General features: G+C 56.5%; 24 protein-coding genes and 2 tRNA genes. 9 read left to right on the top strand and 17 right to left on the bottom strand.

The window, feature by feature from the left end:
* Positions 1-51 precede the first annotated feature (51 nt).
* The gene (locus tag DBY66_RS03255) at positions 52-1,896 is read right to left on the bottom strand and encodes a Lon protease family protein (protein ID WP_108569218.1); all 1,845 of its coding nucleotides are present in this window, start codon (positions 1,894-1,896) and stop codon (positions 52-54) included.
* Positions 1,897-1,966: 70 nt separating this feature from the next.
* Here DBY66_RS03255 and matP point away from each other — a divergent pair, with 70 nt between their 5' ends.
* Positions 1,967-2,431 (top strand): macrodomain Ter protein MatP, encoded by a 465-nt coding sequence (gene matP, locus DBY66_RS03250; protein ID WP_139074201.1) that lies wholly within the window; start codon positions 1,967-1,969, stop codon positions 2,429-2,431.
* Positions 2,432-2,486: 55 nt separating this feature from the next.
* On the opposite strand, the gene ompA is transcribed toward matP, so the two are convergent.
* Both ompA and sulA read right to left on the bottom strand, forming a co-directional pair.
* Entirely contained in the window at positions 2,487-3,560 is a 1,074-nt protein-coding gene (gene ompA, locus DBY66_RS03245) for a porin OmpA (RefSeq protein ID WP_039383647.1), read from the bottom strand.
* 349 nt (positions 3,561-3,909) lie between these two features.
* Positions 3,910-4,401, bottom strand: coding sequence for an SOS-induced cell division inhibitor SulA (sulA, locus tag DBY66_RS03240; protein WP_108569219.1), 492 nt, complete (start codon positions 4,399-4,401; stop codon positions 3,910-3,912).
* A gap of 221 nt (positions 4,402-4,622) precedes the next feature.
* Between sulA and DBY66_RS03235 the strand changes: the two genes are divergently transcribed.
* Positions 4,623-5,225 carry a TfoX/Sxy family DNA transformation protein gene (locus tag DBY66_RS03235; RefSeq protein WP_094111488.1) on the top strand — a complete coding sequence of 201 codons (603 nt, stop codon included), beginning with the start codon at positions 4,623-4,625 and terminating at the stop codon, positions 5,223-5,225.
* A 23-nt stretch (positions 5,226-5,248) separates the two neighbouring features.
* Here DBY66_RS03235 and yccS read toward each other — a convergent pair whose 3' ends face one another.
* On the bottom strand, positions 5,249-7,384 hold the full coding sequence (yccS, locus tag DBY66_RS03230) for a YccS family putative transporter (RefSeq protein WP_108569220.1): 2,136 nt from the start codon (positions 7,382-7,384) through the stop codon (positions 5,249-5,251).
* Positions 7,385-7,395: 11 nt separating this feature from the next.
* The gene (locus tag DBY66_RS03225) at positions 7,396-7,839 is read right to left on the bottom strand and encodes a YccF domain-containing protein (protein WP_094111457.1); all 444 of its coding nucleotides are present in this window, start codon (positions 7,837-7,839) and stop codon (positions 7,396-7,398) included.
* 123 nt (positions 7,840-7,962) lie between these two features.
* Between DBY66_RS03225 and helD the strand changes: the two genes are divergently transcribed.
* Positions 7,963-10,017, top strand: a complete 2,055-nt coding sequence (gene helD, locus DBY66_RS03220) for a DNA helicase IV (protein ID WP_108569221.1) — start codon at positions 7,963-7,965, stop codon at positions 10,015-10,017.
* A 28-nt stretch (positions 10,018-10,045) separates the two neighbouring features.
* Here helD and DBY66_RS03215 read toward each other — a convergent pair whose 3' ends face one another.
* Positions 10,046-10,666: a DUF2057 family protein gene (locus tag DBY66_RS03215; RefSeq protein ID WP_039383659.1), complete on the bottom strand. Its 621-nt coding sequence runs from the start codon at positions 10,664-10,666 to the stop codon at positions 10,046-10,048.
* Between the two features lie 177 nt (positions 10,667-10,843).
* Between DBY66_RS03215 and DBY66_RS03210 the strand changes: the two genes are divergently transcribed.
* Positions 10,844-11,260, top strand: coding sequence for a CoA-binding protein (locus DBY66_RS03210; protein ID WP_039383662.1), 417 nt, complete (start codon positions 10,844-10,846; stop codon positions 11,258-11,260).
* A gap of 38 nt (positions 11,261-11,298) precedes the next feature.
* Here the strand turns inward: DBY66_RS03210 and hspQ are convergent, their stop codons facing one another.
* Both hspQ and rlmI read right to left on the bottom strand, forming a co-directional pair.
* A complete protein-coding gene (gene hspQ, locus DBY66_RS03205; RefSeq protein ID WP_039383664.1) occupies positions 11,299-11,616 on the bottom strand; it encodes a heat shock protein HspQ in 318 nt (105 codons plus the stop codon).
* A 59-nt stretch (positions 11,617-11,675) separates the two neighbouring features.
* Positions 11,676-12,866: a 23S rRNA (cytosine(1962)-C(5))-methyltransferase RlmI gene (gene rlmI, locus DBY66_RS03200; protein ID WP_039383665.1), complete on the bottom strand. Its 1,191-nt coding sequence runs from the start codon at positions 12,864-12,866 to the stop codon at positions 11,676-11,678.
* An 85-nt stretch (positions 12,867-12,951) separates the two neighbouring features.
* On the opposite strand from rlmI, the gene yccX reads away from it, so the two are divergent.
* Positions 12,952-13,230, top strand: a complete 279-nt coding sequence (gene yccX / locus DBY66_RS03195) for an acylphosphatase (RefSeq protein WP_104084748.1) — start codon at positions 12,952-12,954, stop codon at positions 13,228-13,230.
* Here the strand turns inward: yccX and DBY66_RS03190 are convergent, their stop codons facing one another.
* The gene (locus DBY66_RS03190) at positions 13,231-13,557 is read right to left on the bottom strand and encodes a TusE/DsrC/DsvC family sulfur relay protein (RefSeq protein WP_094111453.1); all 327 of its coding nucleotides are present in this window, start codon (positions 13,555-13,557) and stop codon (positions 13,231-13,233) included.
* Between the two features lie 100 nt (positions 13,558-13,657).
* Positions 13,658-14,314, bottom strand: coding sequence for an FtsH protease modulator YccA (gene yccA, locus DBY66_RS03185; protein ID WP_108569222.1), 657 nt, complete (start codon positions 14,312-14,314; stop codon positions 13,658-13,660).
* A 223-nt stretch (positions 14,315-14,537) separates the two neighbouring features.
* On the opposite strand from yccA, the gene DBY66_RS03180 reads away from it, so the two are divergent.
* The 3 genes from DBY66_RS03180 to agp all read left to right on the top strand — a co-directional run bounded on the left by DBY66_RS03180 (position 14,538) and on the right by agp (position 16,608).
* A tRNA-Ser gene (locus DBY66_RS03180) sits at positions 14,538-14,625 on the top strand.
* Between the two features lie 34 nt (positions 14,626-14,659).
* Positions 14,660-14,747 (top strand) — tRNA-Ser (locus DBY66_RS03175).
* A gap of 223 nt (positions 14,748-14,970) precedes the next feature.
* A complete protein-coding gene (agp, locus tag DBY66_RS03170) occupies positions 14,971-16,608 on the top strand; it encodes a bifunctional glucose-1-phosphatase/inositol phosphatase (protein ID WP_082032653.1) in 1,638 nt (545 codons plus the stop codon).
* A 50-nt stretch (positions 16,609-16,658) separates the two neighbouring features.
* On the opposite strand, the gene DBY66_RS03165 is transcribed toward agp, so the two are convergent.
* From DBY66_RS03165 to wrbA, 3 genes are read right to left on the bottom strand one after another with little or no spacing between them, the layout of a single operon-like run.
* Positions 16,659-18,032, bottom strand: a complete 1,374-nt coding sequence (locus tag DBY66_RS03165) for an NAD-dependent succinate-semialdehyde dehydrogenase (protein WP_071668715.1) — start codon at positions 18,030-18,032, stop codon at positions 16,659-16,661.
* A gap of 53 nt (positions 18,033-18,085) precedes the next feature.
* The gene (locus tag DBY66_RS03160; RefSeq protein ID WP_039383674.1) at positions 18,086-18,316 is read right to left on the bottom strand and encodes a YccJ family protein; all 231 of its coding nucleotides are present in this window, start codon (positions 18,314-18,316) and stop codon (positions 18,086-18,088) included.
* A gap of 18 nt (positions 18,317-18,334) precedes the next feature.
* Positions 18,335-18,934, bottom strand: a complete 600-nt coding sequence (gene wrbA, locus DBY66_RS03155) for an NAD(P)H:quinone oxidoreductase (protein ID WP_065649652.1) — start codon at positions 18,932-18,934, stop codon at positions 18,335-18,337.
* Positions 18,935-19,203: 269 nt separating this feature from the next.
* On the opposite strand from wrbA, the gene DBY66_RS03150 reads away from it, so the two are divergent.
* Positions 19,204-20,118, top strand: a complete 915-nt coding sequence (locus DBY66_RS03150) for a DMT family transporter (protein ID WP_104084750.1) — start codon at positions 19,204-19,206, stop codon at positions 20,116-20,118.
* Here the strand turns inward: DBY66_RS03150 and rutG are convergent.
* Genes rutG through rutC form a run of 4 tightly spaced genes read right to left on the bottom strand, consistent with a single transcriptional unit; the run spans position 20,115 to position 23,222 of the window.
* The gene (gene rutG, locus DBY66_RS03145; protein WP_104084751.1) at positions 20,115-21,440 is read right to left on the bottom strand and encodes a pyrimidine utilization transport protein G; all 1,326 of its coding nucleotides are present in this window, start codon (positions 21,438-21,440) and stop codon (positions 20,115-20,117) included. The genes DBY66_RS03150 and rutG overlap by 4 nt on opposite strands.
* Positions 21,441-21,485: 45 nt before the next feature.
* Positions 21,486-22,007 (bottom strand): NADH-dependent FMN reductase RutF, encoded by a 522-nt coding sequence (gene rutF, locus DBY66_RS03140; RefSeq protein ID WP_104084752.1) that lies wholly within the window; start codon positions 22,005-22,007, stop codon positions 21,486-21,488.
* A 16-nt stretch (positions 22,008-22,023) separates the two neighbouring features.
* Positions 22,024-22,827, bottom strand: coding sequence for a pyrimidine utilization protein D (gene rutD, locus DBY66_RS03135; protein ID WP_104084753.1), 804 nt, complete (start codon positions 22,825-22,827; stop codon positions 22,024-22,026).
* Positions 22,827-23,222, bottom strand: coding sequence for a pyrimidine utilization protein C (gene rutC / locus DBY66_RS03130; RefSeq protein ID WP_039383696.1), 396 nt, complete (start codon positions 23,220-23,222; stop codon positions 22,827-22,829). Before rutC ends, rutD begins: the two co-directional genes overlap by 1 nt.
* Positions 23,223-23,232: the final 10 nt, after the last annotated feature.

Here is a 23,232-nt window from a genome sequence, read left to right as displayed (position 1 = left end):
CTTTTAGTGAAGCCCAAATATTAGCGAACAGTTGTACGCCGGGCAATGCCCCTATTTGTGGTTAAACCAGTTAAGCCAGCGTAACGGCCACGGGCGGGGTGCAGATTCCTGCTGGTTAAACTGCGTAATGCGGGTCTGAATCATAGTCAGCAGCGATTCACCGCTCTCGCTCTGCCACGCCACGCCGGTCAGCAGCGGCAGGGCTTCATCGATACGGTCAATTGCCCACAGATGAAACTCTCCTGCTTTCACCGCGTCAACGATCTCCTGACTAAGACTGAGATGACGCACGTTAGAGGCAGGCAGAATGACGCCCTGCTTACCGGTCAGCTCACGCGCCTGGCAGACATGAAAAAAGCCTTCGATTTTTTCGTTGAGGCCACCGACCGGCTGCACATTGCCAAACTGATCAACAGAGCCGGTCACCGCAATCTGCTGGCTCAGCGGCTGATTAGCCAGCGCGCTGATTAATGCGCACAGCTCTGCCAGCGAGGCGCTGTCACCATCCACTTCAGAGTAAGATTGCTCAAACACCATCGAAGCGGAGAAGGGCAGCGGCTGATCGAGTTCCAGCTCAGCAATCAGATAGGCCTGCATAATCATCATGCCTTTGGCATGAATATTACCGCCCAGCTCAGCTTTACGCTCCACGTCGTTGAGTTCACCATCGCCTGGGTGCACCACACAGGTAATACGTGACGGCTCACCCCAGGCACGCGGGTGCCCCGGAAACTCAATAACCGACAGGCCATTGATCTGTCCGATAACCTCGCCATCTGTTTCAATCATGATCTGATTTAGCAGGATCTCATCGCGCATGCGTTCAGTAAGGTAGTTTTCCCGCCACTGGCGTGCTTCAAGCGCCTCCGTCAGCGCTTCACCATTAATGATGTCGCCGTGCAGGGCGGCCTCATGCAGCTGTCGCCTCAGCCAGCGCGGACAGAGCGGCAGCGTATCCTGATCGCCGGTAAAACGTACCGCTTCCGTCAGCAGCGGTGGCCAGAAATCAGCCTCCGGAGCATTAAGGTCTGCCCGTGCTGCCTGCGTCAGAACCCACTGACACCAGTTGAGCATATCGCTCTCATCGGCAATCTGCAGATTCTCTTCAAACTCACTGTAGAGAGCCATTTTGTGCACTTCGGCATCCAGCTCCTGAAAGCTGGCCAGCGCATCGCGATCGCCGCACAGAACCAGCCGGACGCTGAGCGGCAGAGCTGGAATTGTTACCGGCAGGGGCTGTCGCTCATCCTGCGAATACCACTCAAACCGCTGCAGTTCAATACACCGGCGCAGACGCAGCCAGAGCAGGGGCTGTGCCAGCAGCGTATTAATGGAGAGGATCAGCGTGCCGCCGTTGGCGCGATGCAGCAGCCCGGGCTCAGGCATCACGCGATCTTTATACTGACGCACGCAGCCAAACAGCTGCTCTGCTTCGATCCAGTCAGCATAAAATACGCCGCCGCTGCTGGTAAAAGGACGGTTGATGTCTGAAGGCGGCAGCAGCGTAACGGTATCGCCCATCACATGATAGTCACCGCCATAGAGCTGCCCGGCATCAGGCTGAAAACGCCGTGCGGCCCCGGCAATCCAGGCGAGATAGTCGCTATTTTCCTGGCTGCGTAACAGTAGCAGCGGAAAACCCGCAGACTGATGGTGTAAATGCGCCAGCGCATTCAGCAAACGCGGCTGAACCGCGGCAAGGCTATCGCTATCTTTCAGTGAAACCGTTGAAAAGAGGGTCTGCCAGGGGGTGCTATCTGGCTGCAGGGCTTGCCACGTAAGTTGGTTGCTGGTCAAAATATTCGCATTAGTCTGATTTAGGAAAAGCGTGATTATACAGGATACAACCGGGTTTATCACGGCGAGTTCCGGTAGTGAATGTGACAGGAGCAACATGTTTTTCGTTGCTGCATCGCGCAAAAAAGCTGTTATTCTTAAGTTGTTACGTGGTCACGGTGGGATTCCGATGAAATACCAGCAGCTTGAAAATCTGGAAAGTGGATGGAAATGGAAATACCTGGTGAAAAAACATCGGGAGGGGGAGCTAATCACCCGCTATCTGGAGCTCAGCGCGGCACAGGCTGCGGTTGACGCGCTGCTTGCGCTGGAAAATACGCCGGTTGAGGTGAACCAGTGGATTGCGCAGCATATTCATCCGGGTCTGGAAAATCGCCTGAAGCAAACCATACGTGCCCGCCGCAAGCGTCACTTCAATGCTGAACACCAGCATACGCGTAAAAAATCTATCGATTTAGAATATCTTGTGTGGCAACGGCTGGCGGGCCTGGCGCAGCGTCGCCACTGCACGCTCTCTGAGACAATTGTACAGCTGATTGAAGATGCCGAACGGAAAGAGAAATATGCCAGCCAGATGTCTACGTTAAAGCAGGATCTGCAGGCCATCTTAGGCAGCGAAGAGAACAAAAAGTAAGCAGATAGCAGAAACAAAAAACCCCGCCGGAGCGGGGTTTTTTTTACGCGATAACTTAAGCCTGTGGCTGAGTTACAACGTCCTTGATGCCTTTCACGTCGATCTCAACGCGACGGTCTGGACCCAGGCAGTCGATCAGGGCATTACGGCCTTTCACGCTGTCACAGGTGTTGCCAGTAACCGGGTTGGATTCGCCCATGCCACGTGCAGAGATTTTGTTAGCCGGGATACCTTTAGATACCAGGTAGTCGACAACAGACTGAGCACGTTTCTCAGACAGTTTCTGGTTGTACTGGTCTGAACCGATGCGATCGGTAAAGCCCAGAACTACAACGGAACCATCTTTAGGATCCATTGAGCTCAGCTGGCTGTACAGCTGATCCAGAGCCTGCTGGCCTTCTGGCTTCAGGGTAGATTTGTTGAAGGTGAACAGCACGTCAGATTTCAGAGTGAAACGCTTGGTTTCAACAACCGGAGCTGGTGCCGGAGCTGGTGCAGCGATTGGTGCAGCAGCTTCATCCTGACCGAAGCGGTATGCAACGCCTACGCTCAGCATGCCGTTGTCTGGACGCGCGCCAACGGTACCTGCATCACCAATGTTGTTAACCCACTGGTAATCCAGACGGGTTGCCCAGTTCTTGGTCACTGCGTATTCAACACCCACTGCAGCCAGCGGAGAAACGCCGGTGTCGTGGTCGCTGCGGCGTTCGCCGGTCAGAGTGTTGTTCTGGGTAGAATCTGCACGCCATACCATGCCACCCAGACGGGTGTACACGTCAAGGTCATCAGCAATCGGGTAGCTCAGTTTAGCTGCCAGCTGAACGCCCTGCGCTTTGAATGCGCCGTTGATGTTGTCGCCTTTGTTAGGCATACGGCCCAGCCAGTCATAGCCCAGCTCGAAGCCCAGGTATGGGTTCGCCTGATAGCCCAGGAAAGCACCTGCGCCCAGCTGAGATTCGTGAGTTGGACCGTCGTTGTTCGCGTAACCGTTACCGTAGTAACCAGTATCGTGATACTGAGACCAGCCCAGTTTAGCACCGGTGTACCAGGTGTCATCTTTAGGAGCGGCCTGCGCTACGGTAGCGAAGCCAGCCAGTGCCACTGCAATTGCGATAGCTGTCTTTTTCATTTTGCGCCTCGTTATCATCCAAATAGGCAATGAGCAAAAAGGTTGCTCTTGGTTGTAATCCTTCGCCGGGTCTGAACGCTCGCTTATGACTCTACCGAAAAAACGGAGGTTATTGAGCACCCTGGCGAGCTAAAGTCTACAACGAGATTGAAAACTTACAAGTATGATGTGAGGTGAGCAGGTAAAAAAACAGGTGTAAATACACACATTTTAACAATTGACGGGGCAAAATTTTCGGTCTGTAAATAGAGAATTGCAGCTAAGCCCTTGTCCTGACTGGCGGGAACATTATCAGTAGCTTAGCGGCAACAGGCCGGAAAAAAAAGCTGAGATAAATCTCACTTTTTACTTAATGAAACAAATCCGAGGGAATTTTTGTGCTTCCGGGTTGTCTGGCAGAAATGATATCAGCTTCTTCCGGGCGCATAATCAGACCCAAAGCTTCGCCTTCTTCTGCTGCCTGCTGCAGCATCTGACGCTCATTCTCATGCAGTTCACAGGGTATCCAGGCCAGCACTACGCTGTAATTTCCGGTACGCAGCGCTTTCGCCATGTTCTCAACCGTACTGATCCGGTTTGATTCAGTAATATGCATACTTTTCTCAAGCGGCAGACCAGACTGCTGGATCCAGCGGCGGCTGACTTTATGCGCTGGCGTCAGCCAGAGCTGCCAGCGTGACTGTTCGCTCAGCTGTTTGAGCACCGGAAGCAGAAGCAATTGCATCATGCCAGGATGCTCACTGTAGCGTAATTCCGTTATACCGCCCATTGACGGCTGAACTGCAGTGGAAGGCGCTAACCAGGAGGAACGATCAACAGGGCCAGAGAAATGCGTGCGCATAATATACTCGCTCAGTAGTGAACTGGATGAATGTACAGTACTGTTTAAATTAACAGAGATCAACTTCATTTTCTGAAAATGTCTCTCAAAACTGGCAGAAGATGGCACCAAAAGCGTTTTATTCGTTGAATCAGTAAATCGTTTTTTTTATCTTCTAACTAAATGAATAGTCACTGTTTTATAGGAAATACCCTGCACAAGGAATGAGGAAAAGGGACATGATGAAGCGAAAAAATGAGGTAGTGGAACAATCGATCGACGCCCTGTCGGTTCTGGGAGATATAGAGTCGCGTACGCAGTTTGGCGGCTATGCGCTGGCCATTGAGCGCGTGGTGTTCGCCTATATTGATAATGACACGCTCTACCTGCGCGCCAGTGAGGCGCTGCGGCTTTATGCCGTTCAGCGGCCGCTGGAGCCGCTGGTTTACCGCAAGCGCGGTATCCCTGTCACCCTGAGCTACTTCAAAGTGGATCAGCAGCTATGGCAGGACAGGAGACAGCTGATCAGTTTGTCAGCCAGCTCCCTGCAGGCGGCACAGGCTGATGCCGCAGTAAAACATATTTCGCTGCGGCTCAAAGATCTTCCTAATCTCAGTTTGCGTATGGAGCTGATGCTGCATAAAGCGGGGATCAGCTCGGTGGAATCACTGCAGGAGATGGGGTCACGACAGAGCTGGCTTAAGCTGCGCAGCGTCAACAAGCATGTCGGGTTGAAAACGCTGCTGGCACTGGAAGGAGCGATCTCTGGCCATCATCAGGCGGCGCTTCCGGCAGACGTAAAAGAGGCGCTGAGCAGCTGGTACCAGGAGCGGCTACGCCGGTAAACCCGGGAGCCGCTGTTACTGTTTCAGGCCTGCGCCAGGGCGCGGCGCAGGCGGGCGATCTCAGGCAGCAGCGTGATCAGTAAATCGAGCTGCTGCAAAATCAGAGGTGCCTGGGCTTCAGAGCTGGTTTTCAGTTCGCCGATGCGTTGCTGGAGCGTATGTTGCATCGCGGCTACCCGATCGTTTGTCACGCACTCAATCTGTAAAACATCCTCAACAAAACAGACGGCGTCATCAAGCAGCGTGAGCAGTTTCCCCGGTGATAAGCGGGTGCGATGTGCACCCAGCGCTGAGATATAGCTCAGAAACGAGTGATTAAGACAGAGCAGTCTGAAGGCGTGCTCCCGCAGCGTCTGATCTGCCCGGCGTTCACTATTTATATTCGATACCACAGAGGCGAGTTCGGCGTCAGCGTTGTGCGCATCCCGGCGTACGACCCGGTAAGCCAGTCGGTTATCTTTGCCCTGATGATACTGTTCCATGATGGCATCCAGATAGCGGCAGTTAGCATTCAGCGCGCGATCGGCTATTGTGGTGAGCTTGCGAAAACGCCAGTCAGGCCAGACAAACGCCACCGCCAGCCAGGCGAGTCCGCATCCCAGAAGCGTATCAACAATACGCGGCAGGGCCACGTCAAAGCCTTCACCCAGTAAATTGAAGCAGAGCAGTACCAGCAGGGTAATAAACAGCGTGGCCTGCGCATACTGAATCTGACGGAAAGCAAAAAACAGCACGCCGCTGAGGACGATCAGCAGCAGCTGCCCCTCCACCGAGGGCACCAGCCACAGCACCGGCAGCCCGATTGCCACACCTGCCAGCGTCCCCCCGATACGCAGCGCCAGCCGGCGACGCGTGGCGTTATAGTTGGGCTGACAGACAAACAGGCTGGTAAGCAGTATCCAGTAACCGCGCTGCAGCCCGGTAATCTGAACAAAGGCATAACCTATACAGAGCACCAGCGACATTCGGATAGCGTGGCGAAACAGCGGGGACGCGGGCGTAAGATGACGGCTCAGACGCAGACGTATATCGGACCAGCCACGCAGCGTGTCACGCGAAAGATGGTGCTCACTCTGCAGCGGCGTCTCAAACAGCTGCTGTTCTGAAGCAAGCGAAGCAAGTTGCGCATCAATGGCGCGCAGATTACGCAGTAACCAGGAGAGCGGGGCGGTATGTCCGGCATCCGGGTCGCTTTGCTGCAGGCGCTCAAGGGCCGTCTCAAGGCGCGCAAAAGCACGCTCGAAATGGCTGCTGTGATGCCAGCGCTGGCGCAGTACGATCGTTTCAGCCAGCTGGCGACACGCCTGCGCCTGCATATTCAGCAGACGCTGAAAACGGAACAGGATTTCGTTGTAACGCCAGTTATTTCGCAGCTGATGATACTGTATGTGCGAAGAGCTGGCGCGCTCATGAATATCCTGCGCCACAAAATAGTAATGCAGGCTGCGGCGGGTACTGCGCGAACCCCGATCGCCGCGCAGCCGGCTCTGAATGGTATTTTTAGTCTGATTCAGCTGCGCGACTAACTGGCTGTTAGCCATTGCGGTGGCAATCAGAGCGGCATCATCCTGCTCACCGCCGTCCGGATCAAACAGGTTTGCTTTCGCCTCAAGATAACGTGCCAGCTGGGAAAAGCTGGCCGCCAGCTGCTCCTGAACGGGTCGCACCGGAAACATCAGGTGGCCAATAAAGGTCAGCAGGTTGTACCAGAGTGCTCCCGTCAGCAGCAGCGCGGGCTGCATCCACCACTGTGGAAAGAGCCCGATACCCAGCATGGTATATACCGCAATCAGCAGGGCACCAAACGCGATGGTCGCGTAACGCTGGCCAAGCGCGCCCAGCAGGATAAATCCCCAGCTTGAGAGCGCCAGGCCGGCAGTGAACGCCCAGGGTCTGGGGAAAAGCAGCTCAACGGAGACCGACGCGATACAGAAGCAGCACAGGGTGATGATCAGATTGCGCAGACGGCCTGTCCAGCGGTCGTCAAGATCGGCCAGCGCGGCAGCGACCACCCCCAGCGTAAGCGGAATGGTCCACTCTACCTGCTGCAGCCACCAGGGAAACGCAGCGCAGCCCGACAGCGCCAGAAAAATACGCAGCAGATAGCGCAGGCTGCTGTTAAACAGATAGCGGCGCCAGGCGGGCATAGCGTCGGACATAAACCGGATCCTCAGTAGCGGCGGCGCGCGTTAGCTTCACGCGCTGCCTGTGCCTCTTCCACGCTGACCACCCGACGGCCAACCGGCCAGAGTGAAATCGCAGCCAGCTTAAAGTGCGCCAGCCCGGTGGGAATACCGATAATGCTCAGACACTGCACGATTCCGGTTGAGATATGCATTACGCAAAGCCACCAGCCAAAGAAAATAAGCCAGAAGATGTTCAGAAATGTACCGCCAGCGTTGAGAAACGCACTTTTGCTGTCAGGACGCAGTACATCAACGTGAACCGCTTCATTGCCGAACGGAACCAGCGAAAGTTTTGTGATTTCCCAGCAGGAGCGCGTCAGCGGTAGCGTAAAAATCAGCACAATGCTGACCAGCGTGGCAAAGAGCCAGCCAAGCGTAGTGAGAAAGCCGCCAAGGATAAAATTCAGAATATTAAGTACGGTGCGCATAACGCGTTTTTCCTTTTGCAATCCGCAATATGTGCCGCCAAGTTTAGCCTGTTTTAAGGCTGGAGCGCCAAGTGTCTGACAGGTAAACTGCGCAATAACTGAATTTCACCTGATGATGCGGACATGGAACTGAAAGCAACAGCAATGGGTAAACGTCTGGCGCAGCATCCTTACAACCGGGTGCGTTTGCTGACCGCCGGTGTTGAAGTCAGCGGCGATCGTCATGAATACCTTATTCCGTTTAATCAGCTGCTGGATATCAGCTGCAAACGCGGTCTGGTATGGGGCGAGCTGGAGTTTTTGCTGGCGGAGAATCAGGTGGTGCGGCTGCATGGTACCGAGTGGCAGGAGACGCAGCGTTTTTATCACTATCTGCAGCACGCCTGGCAGCAGTGGAGCGCTGAAATGAGCCATATCAGTACGGGCGTGCTGGATGAGCTGCTGCAGCATATTTCGCAGCTGACCGCAGAGGATCGCTGGCTAAAGCGAAGTGAGCTGGCTGCTATCCTGGCCCGGGTTAACGAGACGATTGCGGCACTGCCGCTGCCGCTGGCGCGCCTGGAGGCGCTGGATAACTGTCGTGAACGCTGGCATCGCTGCCGGCAGTGGCTGGAGCAGGGCGAAGCCACAATTCGCCAGCGTAACCGTCGCTGGAGCGAGCAGGTGATTCAGGCAAATCCGGATTTTTTCGCCACGGTTGAGCGCTCACCGCTTAATCGTGCGCAGGCAGAAGCGGTGGTTAATGGTGAAGAGACGTTGCTGGTCCTGGCGGGTGCAGGCAGCGGTAAAACCGCCGTGCTGGTGGCACGTGCTGGCTGGCTGCTGCAGCGGCGACTGGCTCATCCTGACCAGATACTGCTGCTGGCATTTGGCCGGGAGGCTGCAGAAGAGATAAATCAACGCCTGGACACGCAACTTAACGTAAAGGCGTTGCAGGCGCGTACCTTTCATGCGCTGGCGCTGCATATTATTCGCGAGAGTGGCCGCAAGTCGCCGGTTATCAGCCAGCTGGAGAGTGACAGCGCTGCCCGTCGCCAGCTGCTGCTGGAGAGCTGGCGCGAGCAGTGCGCGGCTAAAAAGGCGCAGGCCAGCGGCTGGCGTCAGTGGCTGGAGGAGGATCTGGCGTGGACGTTGCCGGACGGCGCATTCTGGCAGGATAGCGCTATCGCGCAGCGGCTGGCGCCGCGTCTTGAGCAGTGGCTGGGCCTGCTGCGGATGCAGAGCGGTAATCAGGCGGAAACAATCGCGGCCGTTCCGGAAGCATGGCGCGATAGCTTCAGTAAGCGGATAAAACTGATGGCTCCGCTGCTGAAAGCCTGGAAAAGTGTGCTTAAAGCGGAGGGCGCCGTTGATTTTGCCGGCCTGATCCAGCAGGCGACAGAGGTGCTGGAAAAAAGACGTTTTATCAGCCCCTGGAAGCATATTCTGGTCGATGAGTTTCAGGATATCTCGCCGCAGCGTGCCGCACTTTTAAAGGCGTTGCGCGCGCAGAATGCTCATACCAGCCTGTTTGCTGCAGGCGATGACTGGCAGGCAATCTACCGTTTTAGCGGCGCTAAGCTCAATCTGACCACCGCTTTTCACCACTATTTTGGCGACGGCGACAGCTGCGTGCTGGATACCACCTATCGCTTCAATAGCCGCATTGCTGACATTGCCAATAGTTTTATCCAGCAAAATCCGCACCAGCTGAAAAAAACGCTCACCAGTCTGAGCAAAGGAAGTAAAAAGGCGGTAACGCTGCTGCCGGACGATCAGCTGGAGGGGCTGCTGGACAAACTCAGCGGATTTGCGAAACCGGAAGAGAGGATTTTGCTGCTGGCGCGCTACCATCATCTGCGTCCGGCGCTGCTGGACCGGGCAAAAACGCGCTGGCCCGGATTACAGCTGGAGTTTATGACAATCCATGCCAGTAAAGGTCAGGAGGCGGAGTACGTCATCCTGACCGGCCTCCATCAGGGAGCCGATGGCTTTCCGGCTCCGGCGCGTGAGTCGGTGCTGGAGGAGGGGCTGCTGCCACCCGTGGAAGATTTTCCCGATGCGGAAGAGCGGCGCCTCGCTTATGTGGCTATGACGCGGGCACGTGAACAGGTGTGGCTGCTGTTTAATAAAGCCTGTCCGTCGCGCTTTGTTGAACAGCTGCGTGAGCTGGGTGTACCGGTAGCGCGTAAATCCTGAGCCAGGCAGCGCCAGGAAAAGTGAGGCGCTAGCTGGTGCGTAACGTTTTCATCCAGCTCAGTAACTTTTGCCGGGTTGCTGCATCAAAGCGTTTAAACCAGCGCTGTATTGAGGGCAAATCGCTGGCATCCTGCCAGGCAAAATCGGGGTTTTCGCTTACTGCTGTCGCCGAAGGAGCAGCAAAGCGCAGTACGGATGCCGTCTGTGCTGCGCGGTTATAAGCCATCATCGCCTGCATCATGTCACCGCTGCTGCTCTGCGGCAGACGATCGCGCAGGCTGGCAATTTCTGTGCCCCGCTCATCAATCAGCCTGAAGTTCAGGAGCTTATTAAACGTGCTGCGTTCACGCCGGCTGTTCAGCGAGGGCAGGTGGATCGCCACAGAGTGTGCTTCCGCGGTAAATGTGACAATCATCGGCACTGACTGGAAATGGGTTGCGTCAGGACAGGGTTTCTCAACGCGAAACAGAAACTGATGCTGCCCCTGTTCCAGTTCAAGGCTGTCTGCGCCTTTTAATAGTGAGCCGGCAATTTTCCGCCCGTCCAGCACCAGCAAATCAATCTGCGGATCGAGTTTAAGCGTAATGGCGGGGCAGGATGCTGTGACAAGCAGCGCAATAATGCCTGTGACAGCCGGTGACAGCTTCATTTCTACTCCCGAAATATGGCGGGTAATCAGTGATGTGTAGCAAAGTATTTCATTATGGCACTAAATTTACATTTAAACATATTTATTCGTGCCCTGGCGCAAACATTTCATCTTTGCGGCTTGCGCCGCGAGCGGAAAGGGCAGCTACACTCTGGCAATAAAGAGAAGGGGAAATGAATGAACGATCAAACAATTCGTGATGTGCTGATGAATACCCGTCGTATCGCACTGGTGGGGGCCAGCGACAAACCGGCTCGTCCCAGCTATGGCGTGATGCGTTACTTACTGGATCAGGGATATGAGGTGATTCCGGTGAGCCCTAAACTGGCCGGGCAGCAGCTGATGGGGCAGACCGCCTACGCTTCACTGGCAGAAATCCCCGGTAAAGTCGATATGGTAGATGTATTCCGTAATGCTGAGGCGGCATGGGAGGTGGCACAGGACGCTATTGCGATTGGCGCGAAAACGCTGTGGCTGCAGCTCGGCGTTATCAATGAGCAGGCGGCAGTGCTGGCAAGTGATGCTGGCCTGACGGTGATTATGGACCGCTGTCCGAAGATTGAAATCCCGCGTCTGAATATTACGCCAGCCTGAATCAGACAATAAAACGGCGACCTGCGTCGCCGATATAATTAATGTCGCAGGCTGGGTGCCTGCAGCTGCTGCCGGATAGAGGCGGCCAGCTCATCCATAGAGGGCTGCTCTGGGTGCTCGAACAGCGTTTCACCCGCCAGCTGCACTTCTGCAACGTAGGTGTGCACCTGTTCGCCCTCTTCATCTTCCATCACCACATGATACCAGGGGGCGGCACGCAGCGTTTCCGTTGCACCAACTTCATCCAGTTCCGGCTCATCCAGCGAATACTCAGGGTCAACATCGACGATGACACCCAGCACGCCAGAAAGACGATGCCGGACCTGCTGTCCAATTCCAAATTTACTGGCAATCATTGCGACCTCCCAAAACTTTACCTGCCACTAAATATGGGGGCAGGGATCAGGTTTTCAAGTCACAGTACGCGGCAGGCAAAACCTTTCAGATAGAGACCTTCCGGATAGCTGGCTATTACCGGGTGATCGGCCGCCTGACGGAACTGCTCTATAAATTGTACATCACGTCCGGCATCCAGCGCCGCATCGGCCACAATCTTCTGAAATAAATCCGTAGCCATCAGGCCGGAGCAGGAGAACGTCAGCAGAATACCGCCTGGGTTAAGCAGCTGCATCGCCAGCATATTGATATCTTTATAGCCACGGCAGGCGCCCATCAGCTGGTTTTTGTTCTCAACGAATTTAGGCGGATCCATAATAATCAGATCAAACTTTTCGCCTGCATCACGATAGCGGCGCAGCAGTTTAAAAACGTCATCCCGCAGGAACTGTGCCCGCGACACGTCGAGCCCGTTCAGCTCAACGTTCTGTTTTGCTACGTCCAGCGCATCCTGTGAGGTATCCACGCTCAGCACTTCGCGACAGCCACCGAGCAGCGCCGAAATGGCAAATCCGCCGGTATAAGAGAAGCAGTTAAGCACGCGCGCGTCCTGCGCATAGCGACGGGTGGCATAACGGCTGTCGCGCTGATCAAGATAGTAGCCGGTCTTATGGCCGCCCTGAATATCTACCAGCAGTTTCATACCGTGCTCGGTAATAGGCAGCAGGGCAGGCGGCAGTTCGCCGCTCACCGGGCCCTGTGCCAGCGGCAGCCCCTCTTTCTTACGCACGGCGACGTCGGAACGATCGTAGATAGCGCACTCCGGATAGCACTGCTGCAGCGCAGAGACAATGGCAGGCCGCTGATACTCTGCCCCTGCGGACAGAAGCTGCAATACCAGAAAATGACCAAAGCGATCGATGGTTACGCCGGGCATACCATCTGATTCGCCAGCGATCAGGCGATAGCTATCGAGTCCGTCGCGGGTCGCCAGCCAGTCACGCCACTGTTGCGCCTGCTCTAAACGGCGAACAAAGAAGGCGATATCGATTGATTCATCCTGTTGCCAGCTCCAGACGCGTGCGCGAATTTGCGACTCCGGTGAATAAGCGGCACGTGCCAGCCATTTGCCAGAGCTGTCGCAGATATCAATAGTTTCGCCAGACTGCGCTTTTCCTTCCATGCGCGCAACGGCGCCGGAAAAGACCCAGGGATGACGGCGGAGCAGGGATTTTTCACGTCCCTTGGTGAGAATCAATCGAACGGTCATAGTTTGCTATGCTTACCTGAAAAAATGAGGCGCTATTTTCCGGCGGATGGCGCCAAATTGCAACGCGGAATAGGGGAAAGGCACTATGGCTGAACGCAGCTGCACAATCCGGGTATATGGCATGGTACAGGGCGTGGGCTTTCGTTATCACACCCAGCAGCAGGCGAAAGCGCTGGGCCTGACCGGTTACGCCCGTAATCAGTCCGATGGCAGCGTCGAAGTGCTGGCCTGCGGTCCGGAACGGCAGGTCGAAACGCTAATCAGCTGGCTTCAGGCAGGCGGGCCGCGCAGTGCGCGGGTGGACAACGTCGTGACCAGGCCCTGTGATCCGGCCGAACGACCGGCCAGCTTTACCACTGGCTGATCAGAGACACTTTGCGGGTTTAGGCAGGCCGGCAATTTTTGTCGCCTGCTTTGCCGGGCCGTCCGGAAAGAGGCGGAACAGATAGCGGCTGTTGCCTTTTTCCTCGCCATACTTTTTCGCCATCGCCTTTACCAGCATGCGCACTGCAGGCGAGGTGTTAAATTCCTGGTAGAAGTCGCGTACAAAGTGGACGACCTCCCAGTGAGCCTCGCTCATCTCAATGTTTTCCTGCCGGGCGATCGCCAGCGCTACCTCTTCACACCAGTCTGCGTGGTTAGTCAGATAGCCTTCTGCATCCGTTACAATCTCACTGCCGTTAACAATCACGCGTTTTCCTCATCTGTTATCTGCGCTTATTGTAAATTCCCGCCGCCTGGAAAAGCAAAAACCCCGCCAGAGCGGGGTTTGCTTTTTGTGCGCTGCAGCGTTAGTCGCGGTTAGCGAAACCCAGCAGGCTCAGCAGGCTGACAAAGATGTTATAGAGAGAGACGTAGAGTCCAACGGTCGCGCGGATGTAGTTGGTCTCGCCACCCTGAATAATGTTACTGGTCTCCCACAGAATGGCCCCTGCAGAGAAGAGGATGAAAAGCGCGCTGATAGCCAGATGCAGGGCCGGCAGCTGCAGGAACAGGTTTGCTACGACTGCAACCAGCAGAACGACAAAGCCTGCCATCATCATACCGCCAAGGAATGACATGTCGCGCCGGGTAGTCAGTACATAGGCTGAACAGCAGAAGAAGACCAGCGCCGTGCCGCCCAGCGCCATGGCGATAACATCGCCCATGCCCGCGCTCAGAAACGAACTGAGGATAGGCCCCAGGCAGTAGCCGAGGAAGCCGGTGAAGGCGAACGCTGCTGCTATTCCGGCCGGACTATTTGCCAGACGGTATGTCAGAAACATCAAACCATAAAAACCTACCAGCATCAGGATCAGGCCGGGTGAGGGGAGTGCATAGACCGTGCTCAGCGTGGCGGTCACTGCAGAAAACGCCAGCGTCAGGCCGAGCAGAAAATAGGTGTTACGCAGAACTTTGTGAGTGCCGATCAGAGATTGTTGCTGTGATGAGCTGATAATTTTGTCCATCATTTACTCCTTAAAGAGAGAGGACACCTTACATGCGCTGAGAATACGCAGCGGGGTCAGAACAGCAAAGGCGTTTTACCCATCTTTACGCGATAAATTGCTGTTTCAGTAAGCAGAATGCTGTTTTTGACGGCGAAAAAAACAAATTTGGCTGTTTTTCAGGCGAACGATTCATTCATCGCTTTACATCATCCTGGGGGATGTTTATAGTGCGCCTCATTGCGGAGGGGTGGCCGAGTGGCTTAAGGCAGCGGTCTTGAAAACCGCCGATGGGAAACCATCCGAGAGTTCGAATCTCTCCTCCTCCGCCACTTTATCTCTGCAGATAAAGTACAATCTGTATCCGGAGGGATGGCCGAGTGGCTTAAGGCAGCGGTCTTGAAAACCGCCGATGGGAAACCATCCGAGAGTTCGAATCTCTCTTCCTCCGCCAAATTTAAAGAAGCCCGCAGCGATGCGGGCTTTTTGCTTTTCCCGCCCCGACTCTTCCTGCTGCTCTAACCCTGACGTTTGCTGCTATAGTCCATTCACAGTTTTTATAAACAGCGGGCGATTTTCGTCAGCAAGCTGAGTTACACTGTGCGGTAATTCGCTCTTTGGCGGGCTAATCGTTTGAATGCCAGAGTGTTTCACTGATGAATTATGGAATGGGCACAATGATCAAAAAACTGAGTCTTTGCGCGTTGTCAGTTGTTGCGGCGCTTCCGGTAAGCCTGTCAGCGACCGCAGCAGAAGGGGATATGCAGCTGCAGCAGGTGCTGATGCTGAGCCGTCACAATCTGCGTGCGCCGCTGGCGACAAACGGCAGCGCACTGGAGCAATCCACTAAAAAGAGCTGGCCGCAATGGGATGTGCCGGGCGGTGAACTCACCACCAAAGGCGGCGTGCTGGAAGTCTATATGGGTAAATATACCCGTCAGTGGCTGACGCAGCAGGGGCTGCTGGCTGGCGGCAATTGCCCGGATACCAGCGATGTTTTCATTTATGCAAATAGCCTTCAGCGCACCGTTGCGACCGCACAGTTTTTTGCTGCGGGTGCCTTTCCTGGCTGTGACGTTGCAGTAACGCATCAGGATGCCATGGGAACGATGGATCCCATCTTTAATCCGGTGATTACCGATGACAGCGAAGCGTTTAACAAAAAAGCGCTGGCGGCGATGACGGCAGAGAATGAGAAGCTGGCACTGAAGCCTGCGCTGCAGCGTCTGGAAAAGATTGTTGATTATAAATCGTCGCCTGCCTGCAATGGTAAAAAGCAGTGCACGCTGGACAGCGGTGATAACACTTTCAGCGCAGATAATGGCAAAGAGCCAGGCGTCAGCGGTCCGCTGAAAATCGGTAATTCCCTTGTTGATGCGTTCACGCTGCAATATTACGAAGGTTTCCCGGCAGAGCAGGTTGCCTGGGGGCAGATTAAAACGCCTGAGCAGTGGAAAGAGCTGGCGTCAGTCAAAAACGGTTATCAGGATGCGCTCTTCAGCTCGCCAGAGGTTGCGCGTGAAGTTGCTGCACCGCTGGTGGATTACATCCGCAGCCAGCTGGTTGATGAAGATAAGGCCAGCGCACCTAAAGTAACGCTGATGGTAGGGCATGATTCAAATATCGCCTCGCTGCTCAGCGCGCTGCAGGTGAAGCCTTACACTCTGCCGGGCAACGATGAGAAAACCCCTATCGGCGGACAGGTTGTATTTGAACGCTGGCACGATGGCAAAAATAACAAAGATTTGCTGAAAATAGAGTATGTCTATCAGACCGCCGATCAGCTGCGTAACGCAGATGTGCTGAGCCTCAAAAACCCGCCAAAACGTGTCACGCTGCAGCTTGCCGGCTGTGATACTGATGCCAATGGCTATTGCAGCTGGGAGCAGTTCTCTGCGGCACTGAACAGCGCACTGCAGGGGACGCCTATGCAGCCTGCGGCCGTGCAGGAAGCGAAGCCGCAGCAGGCTGCAGATAGTGCGCCGGACGCGAAAGCTGCCGCAGAGAAACCGGCTGACGATAACGCTAAAGCTAAAGATAAAGCTGAACAGGCGGCTGCTGATAAAGCGAAAGCAGACGCCGCCGCAGATAAGGCGAAAGCAGACGCTGCCGCAGAGAAAACCGCTGCTGATAAGGCGAAAGCGGACAAAGCAGCCGCTGATAAAGCGGCGGCTGATAAAGCGAAAGCGGACAAAGCAGCAGAAGATAAAGCGAAAGCTGATGCTGCTGCAGCGCAAAACGCGCAGCCGGAGGCGGCATCCGGTAAACCCGCCGCTGAGGCAAAGCCAGCTCAGCAACCTGCTACCGCAGGTTAACCGGCAGCAGGCTATAAAAAACCCCGCTCTGGCGGGGTTTTTTTTGGTCGTCAGCCGGCAATAACCACCAGCTTCTGATTGGCAAACTCTTTCAGACCGAGATCGGAAAGTTCACGCCCGTAACCGGAGCGTTTTATCCCGCCAAAGGGGAGCTCAGCTGCGGTGTCACTCTGTGAATTGATAAACACCATGCCGGTCTCAATCTGTGACGCCAGCCGGCGCGCGCGCGCAATATCCCGCGTCCAGATAGATCCGCCAAGGCCATAGTGCGAATCGTTCGCCAGCGCCACGGCAGCCTCATCACTCTCTGCAATATAGAGCTGCGCAACCGGGCCAAAAAACTCCTGATAATAAGCGGGATTATCGGGCGTCAGCCCGGTCAGCAGAGTGGGCTGATAATAGCATCCGACGCCTTCAATAATGCGCCCGCCAAAGCGCAGCTCTGCGCCATGCTCTACCGCCTCTTCAACCTGTCGCGCCAGCCGGTCACGCGCATCAAGGGACGAGAGCGGTCCGAGCGTGGTTTTTTCATCCAGCGGATCGCCCGGCACAGCGGACTGCAGCGCGGCGCTGAATTTGCTCATGAACGCCTCGGCGATCTGCGCGTGCACAATAAACCGTTTAGCAGCGGTGCAGACCTGTCCGCAGTTGCTCAGACGTGCCTGCACGCCCTGGCGTACCGCTTCATCCAGGTCAGCATCGTCCAGAACAATAAAGACGTCATTGCCACCCAGTTCAAGGGTGGATTTTTTCAGGTGTTTGCCCGCCTGCTGTGCAACCGCACTGCCGGCGCGTTCGGAGCCGGTCAGCGCCACGCCCTGAACGCGATCGTCAGCGATAAGATCCGCCACCTGCTCATTGGAGATAAACAGGTTACTCCAGGCACCTTCTGGTGCACCCGCTTCACGTACCAGTTGCTCAAAGATATCCGCGCAGTGCGGCACAATATTGGCATGTTTTGCCAGCACCGGATTACCCAGCGCCAGATTAGGTGCCAGAACACGCATCAGCTGATAATAAGGGAAGTTCCATGGTTCAACCGCAACGATAACGCCAATCGGATGATATTCCACCCAGGCTTCCCCGATTTCGCTGGCGTAGGGCTGAGGCTGCAGAAAAGCAGCGGCATGCTCAGCGTAATATCGCGCAATGCTGATGCAGATGCTGACTTCACCACGGCTCTGACCAATCAGCTTGCCCATTTCGCGACTCGCTATGGTGGCCAGCTCCTCTTTGCGCTGCTCCATGAGATCGGCCAGGCGGCTCAGCACCTGGAGGCGTGGCTGGATATCACCTTTGCTCCAGGCTGAGTGGTAGAGCGCATCTGCGGTTTCGAGCGCCTGGTACACGCGGGCGTCATCATGTGTCTCCCAGTTTTTCAGCAGCTGATTATTTGCCGGATTGATGCTCTGGTAAGCCGTCATCGCGTCCCCCTGTTGGTGTTGCCATAAAAAAGGCGGGCCATGCCCGCCGGTTCTCACACGTTTTTGCGCTCGACAGGGACGTTGTCCCATGTCAGAACATCCTGATCGGTTTTATCAAACGCGCGCATCAGCACATCATCATTGCCCTGCTGCTCCCAGATCTGCTCTGCCAGTTTTTCATCGTAATTGGCAACTTCAAAGATCGCTTCTGCAATTTCCGGGGACGTCTGACGAATTTTCGCCCATTCGCCGACGCGATGTGCTCTGGACTGGTCTGTAGACATAATGATCTCCTGTTGAGTTTATCCTTTGAGTTTTACCGCCAGAGTGGCGACATGTTCACCCTGATAGCGGGCAATTTGCAGCTCTTCAGGCGTGGGCTGGCGTGAACCATCGCCGCCTGCCAGCGTCGACGCACCATAAGGCGTTCCGCCGCGCACCTGTGAGATATCAAACATCTCTTTAGTGCCGTAGCCGATTGGAATAATGACCATGCCGTGATGGGCAAGCGTAGTCCATACTGACGTTATCGTCAGTTCCTGGCCCCCGCCGGTACCGGTAGAAGTAAACACGCTGGCCAGTTTTCCGTGCAGTGCGCCCGAGGCCCACAGCCCGCCGGTACGATCCCAGAAGTTGCGCATCTGGCCTGACATGTTGCCAAAGCGGGTCGGCGTGCCAACGATAATGGCATCATACTGCGTCAGATCGTCCGGCGTTGCCTCAGCTGCCTGCTGATCGACCTTGCCGCCAACCTCAGCAAAACGCGCCGCATCCATACTCTCCGGCACGCGCAAAATAGTCACTTCGGCTCCGCTGACGCGCTGCACGCCTTCTGCAACCGCCTGCGCCATGGTTTCCACATGTCCATACATTGAGTAATAGAGCACCAGAACTTTTGCCATTGTGGTTCTAACCTCCCGGTAAGATAAGTAAAAAGAGTATAGAAGAGCATGCGCGGGCTGCCGGGAAATGGCGCTGCTGCCCGCTGAGATTTAGCACGCTTAAAAATTTAACGTTATGATTTTTAGTATTAAAATGGCATTTTTTCAGATGAGTCGTAATTCTGAACGCGAATCACATTGCTGCACGCTGAGCAGATAACCCCGGCCGGCTGTTGCGCCTGCGGGCCGGGTTACGCCAGAATGACGCCTGGCTACTTATCAGGTGTTCTATGTCTGCGTTACCTGCACGTCCTTATCTGCGCATTACCCGTCAGGAACTGGTGCTGATTTTCATCACCATGGTCTGGGGCGGCACGTTTCTGGTGGTGCACCGCGCCATGGCATACTCCGGTCCGTTTTTTTTTGTCGGACTGCGATTTGCCACGGCGTCACTGCTGCTGGCCTGTTTTTTCTGGCGCTATCTGCGCGCGCTGACCTGGCTTGAAATCAGAGCGGGCACAATGATTGGCCTGGCTATTGCGGGCGGTTATGGCCTGCAAACCTGGGGGATGCAGACTATCTCCAGCAGCCAGTCTGCCTTTCTGACGGCGCTCTATGTTCCGGTGGTGCCGCTGCTGCAGTGGCTGGTGCTGCGCCGGCCGCCTGGCATTATGGCATGGCTGGGCATTGCGCTGGCGTTCAGCGGCCTGGTGCTGGTGGCGGGGCCGCAGCAGAGCGGCATCGCCCTCAGCGCCGGGGAGAGCGCGACCCTGCTGAGCACGCTGGCGATTGCTGCCGAGATCATTCTGATTAGCCGCTATGCCGGACAGGTGGATGTGCGGCGGGTAACGCTGGTGCAGCTGCTGGTCGCCTCCGCTTGCGCCTTTCTGTTTATGATCCCGAACGGTGAAGCGCTGCCGTCGTTTTCTCTGCCGCTGGTGCTGAGCGCTGCAGGCCTGGGCGCCGCCAGCGCCCTGATTCAGGTGACGATGAACTGGGCCCAGCGCAGTGTGTCACCGGTACGCGCTACGGTAATTTATGCCGGAGAGCCGGTCTGGGCGGGAATTGTCGGGCGTCTCGCGGGGGAGCGACTGCCTGCGGCCGCGCTGCTGGGCGGTGCGCTGATTGTCTGTGGCGTGATTGTCAGTGAGCTGCGGCTGCGGCGTAAGAAAGCGGTGCCCGATGAGGCACCGCAGAAGCCTTAACCGTGTGGCTGTGCAGCTGAACCGGCCGGCGCGCGGCTACGGTGCTGCAGAATTGCGTTCAGGATAATGGCGCCAAAGGTCGCGGTGCCGATACCGCCGAGCGTGAAGCTGCCGATCTTAAGCGCAAAATCGCCGGCGCCCAGAACCAGCGTGGTAGCGACCATGATCAGATTACCGTTCTGCCCGAGATCGACCTGATTCTGCAGCCAGATACGGGCACCGGCCACCGCAATCAGGCCAAATACCACGATAGACGCGCCGCCTATGACCGGTGCTGGCACGGTATGGATGAGTGCGCCAAATTTCGGTGAAAAACCCAGCAGTATTGCGATCAGGGCCGCGGCGACGAACGCCAGCGTAGAGTAGACGCGCGTAACCGCCATGACGCCTATGTTTTCGGCATAGGTTGTCACGCCGCTGCCGCCGGCAGAGCCAGAGAGCATAGTGGCCAGACCGTCGCCAACAAACGCCCGGCCCATCCACGGATCGAGATTGCGTCCGGTCATAGCTGCTACCGCTTTAATATGCCCCAGATTTTCAGCGACCAGAATAATGGCGACCGGCGCAATCATCACTATCGCCTGCAGGTCGAACACAGGGGCGGTCGTATGCGGCACGCCAAACCAGGCGGCGTGCGCCACGCCGCTGAAATCCACCGGTTTACCGAGGCCGAAGCCATTGGTCAGCAGCGCATAGAACGCCCAGGCCACGATCAGCCCTACCAGGATCAACAGGCGCTGTACCAGCCCGCGCGTCATGACCGCCACCAGTCCGATACAGAGCACCGTCAGCACCGCCATCCAGCTGTCGAACAGGGTGGCAGAAACACTGTGCACCGCAATCGGCGCCAGGTTCAGGCCAATCGCCATAACGACGGCGCCGGTGACGACCGGCGGCATCAGGCGCTCAATCCAGCCGGTACCCACTTTCATCACAATCAGACCAATCAGGGTATAGAGCGCGCCGCAGGCGATAATGCCGCCCAGCGCCACGGAGAGGTGAGTGTTAAGGCCCTGGCCGGTGAAACCGGTGACCGCAATCACTACGCCCACAAAAGCGGCGCTGGAACCGAGATAGCTCGGTACGCGCCCGCCGGTAATAAAAAAGAACAGCAGCGTACCGATCCCGGAGAGTAACACAGCGAGATTGGCATCCAGCCCCATCAGCAGCGGCATCAGTACCGTTGCGCCAAACATTGCGACCGCATGCTGCAGCCCAAGCACCAGCGTCTGCCCGAGCGGCAGCGTCTCGTCCGGGGCAATCAAGCCGTCGTCGGTCATTGCTGACTTAACGCGCCAGCGTGGAAACCAGGTACTCGCCATAGATCATCTCCTGAGAGTGAGTAGAACAGGCCGCGTTATGCGGTATCAGCGGGCATCCTGCCGGGAGAAGGTGTGATAACCGCGATCGAACCAGGCGAGCCCCTGGCGCGCCTCGCCCTGGGCCACGGCCAGCACCGTACAGAACAGAATATCGTGTGTGCCAACGCTGACCCGCTGTGTTATCTCGCAGTCAAAGGAGATCAGCGCGGCCTCCAGCAGCGGAGCACCGCTGGCAAGCGTCTGCCACTGCGCGGCGGCAAAGCGATCCGCCATCGCGGTTTTGCCCCCGAACAGCGTGGAAAGGGCGTGCTGGTCTGCCGAGAGGGTATTGACGCAGAGTGCACGGTTATCGCGAAACGCCGGCCAGGCTGAGGCGGAGCGGTTCAGGCAGACCAGCAGCGTCGGCGGGGAGTCGGTCACGCTGCAGACGGCGGAGGCGGTAAAGCCAGCCACGCCTGCCGGGCCATCGGTGGTGATAACATTAACGGCTGCACCCAGCTGCGCCATAGCGTTGCGAAAGGTGTCGCGATCGACTGTGGGTAAATCCGGAAGGGCATGTAGGCTCATGTTCAGACTCCTGATCTCAGCCCGCTGCCAGACAGGCGGGCTGAGCGGTCTCAGCCAGCCAGCGCAGCAGCAGCGTGTTAAAATTATCGCTATCGGTCACGCTCATGGCGTGGCCGCCCCACGGCATGGTCAGCAGCTGGCCCTGCGGCAGCGCTGCCGCCAGCTGTGCTGAACAGCTCCACGGCACCAGCAGATCGTCCTGGCTGCAGATCGCCAGCACCGGCTGGGTGATGCGCGCGGCGCAGGCACGAAAATCTGCCGTTTTCAGCGCGTGCAGACGACGCAACAGATTCTGTGCGCCCTGAAAGTGCTGCTGGTGATGCCTCTCTTCTGCCTCAGCGCGCGCCTGATGCTGCGCCAGCCATTCGGCAGGATAGAGAAACAGCGGCTGAGCGCGTACAAAGGCTTCGGTACCCGCCTGCAGCAGCAGATCCTCTCTGACCTTAAAACAGCGCGCGGTATGGGGGCTGAGCGTCAGCCAGCCGTTAATGACCGCCACGCGCTCAACCCGATCGGGGTGATCCAGCGCCATTTGCAAACCAATCAGCCCCCCAAGCGCATGGCCAGCCACGCTGTAGCGCGCGATCTGATGCTGTTCCAGCGCCTCCGCCAGCTCGGCTGCCATCATTGCCAGGCTGTAACCCTCAGGCAGCGGCGCTGCACTGCGCCCGGTGCCGCGCTGATCGTATGTGACAACGCGGTAGCGGGTGCTGAGCGCCGCCAGCTGTGGCTGCCAGAATCCGGCAACGCCACCAAGGCCTGATGCGAGGACCAGCGTGGGCGCATCGGCAGTGGTCAACCCGTGGATATCCAGCTTCATTACGCCTCCGCCTGTCCGATGTGCGCCACAGACGCAATCTCAACCAGCGCGTCAGGTTTTACCAGACCGCACTGAATACAGAAGCGCGCGGGCTTATCGCCGGGAAAATAGTCGGCATAGACCTGATTCACGGCGGCGTAGTGCTGCCAGTCGGTAATGAAAATAGAGTTGAACGTGACATCAGCCATGCAGCCGCCGGCGGTTTCAATGACGTTTTTGATGGTCTCCAGCACGTGGCGGGTTTGCGCGGCCGCATCGCCGACGTGAACCACGTTATTGTCCGCATCGAACGGCAGGGTGCCGGAAACGTACACCACGCCGTCAGCCAGCGTTCCGGGTACGAACGGGGCGATCGGCGTACTGCTGCCAGCCGGGATAATGACGCGTTTGGGCATAGTCTGATCT

The sequence above is a fragment of the Pantoea sp. RIT413 genome (assembly GCF_003057675.2).
GTDB classification, from domain to species: domain Bacteria; phylum Pseudomonadota; class Gammaproteobacteria; order Enterobacterales; family Enterobacteriaceae; genus Pantoea; species Pantoea eucrina.
The sequence above is the reverse complement of the archived record's forward strand: the minus strand, read 5'-3'. Positions and strand labels throughout refer to the sequence as shown.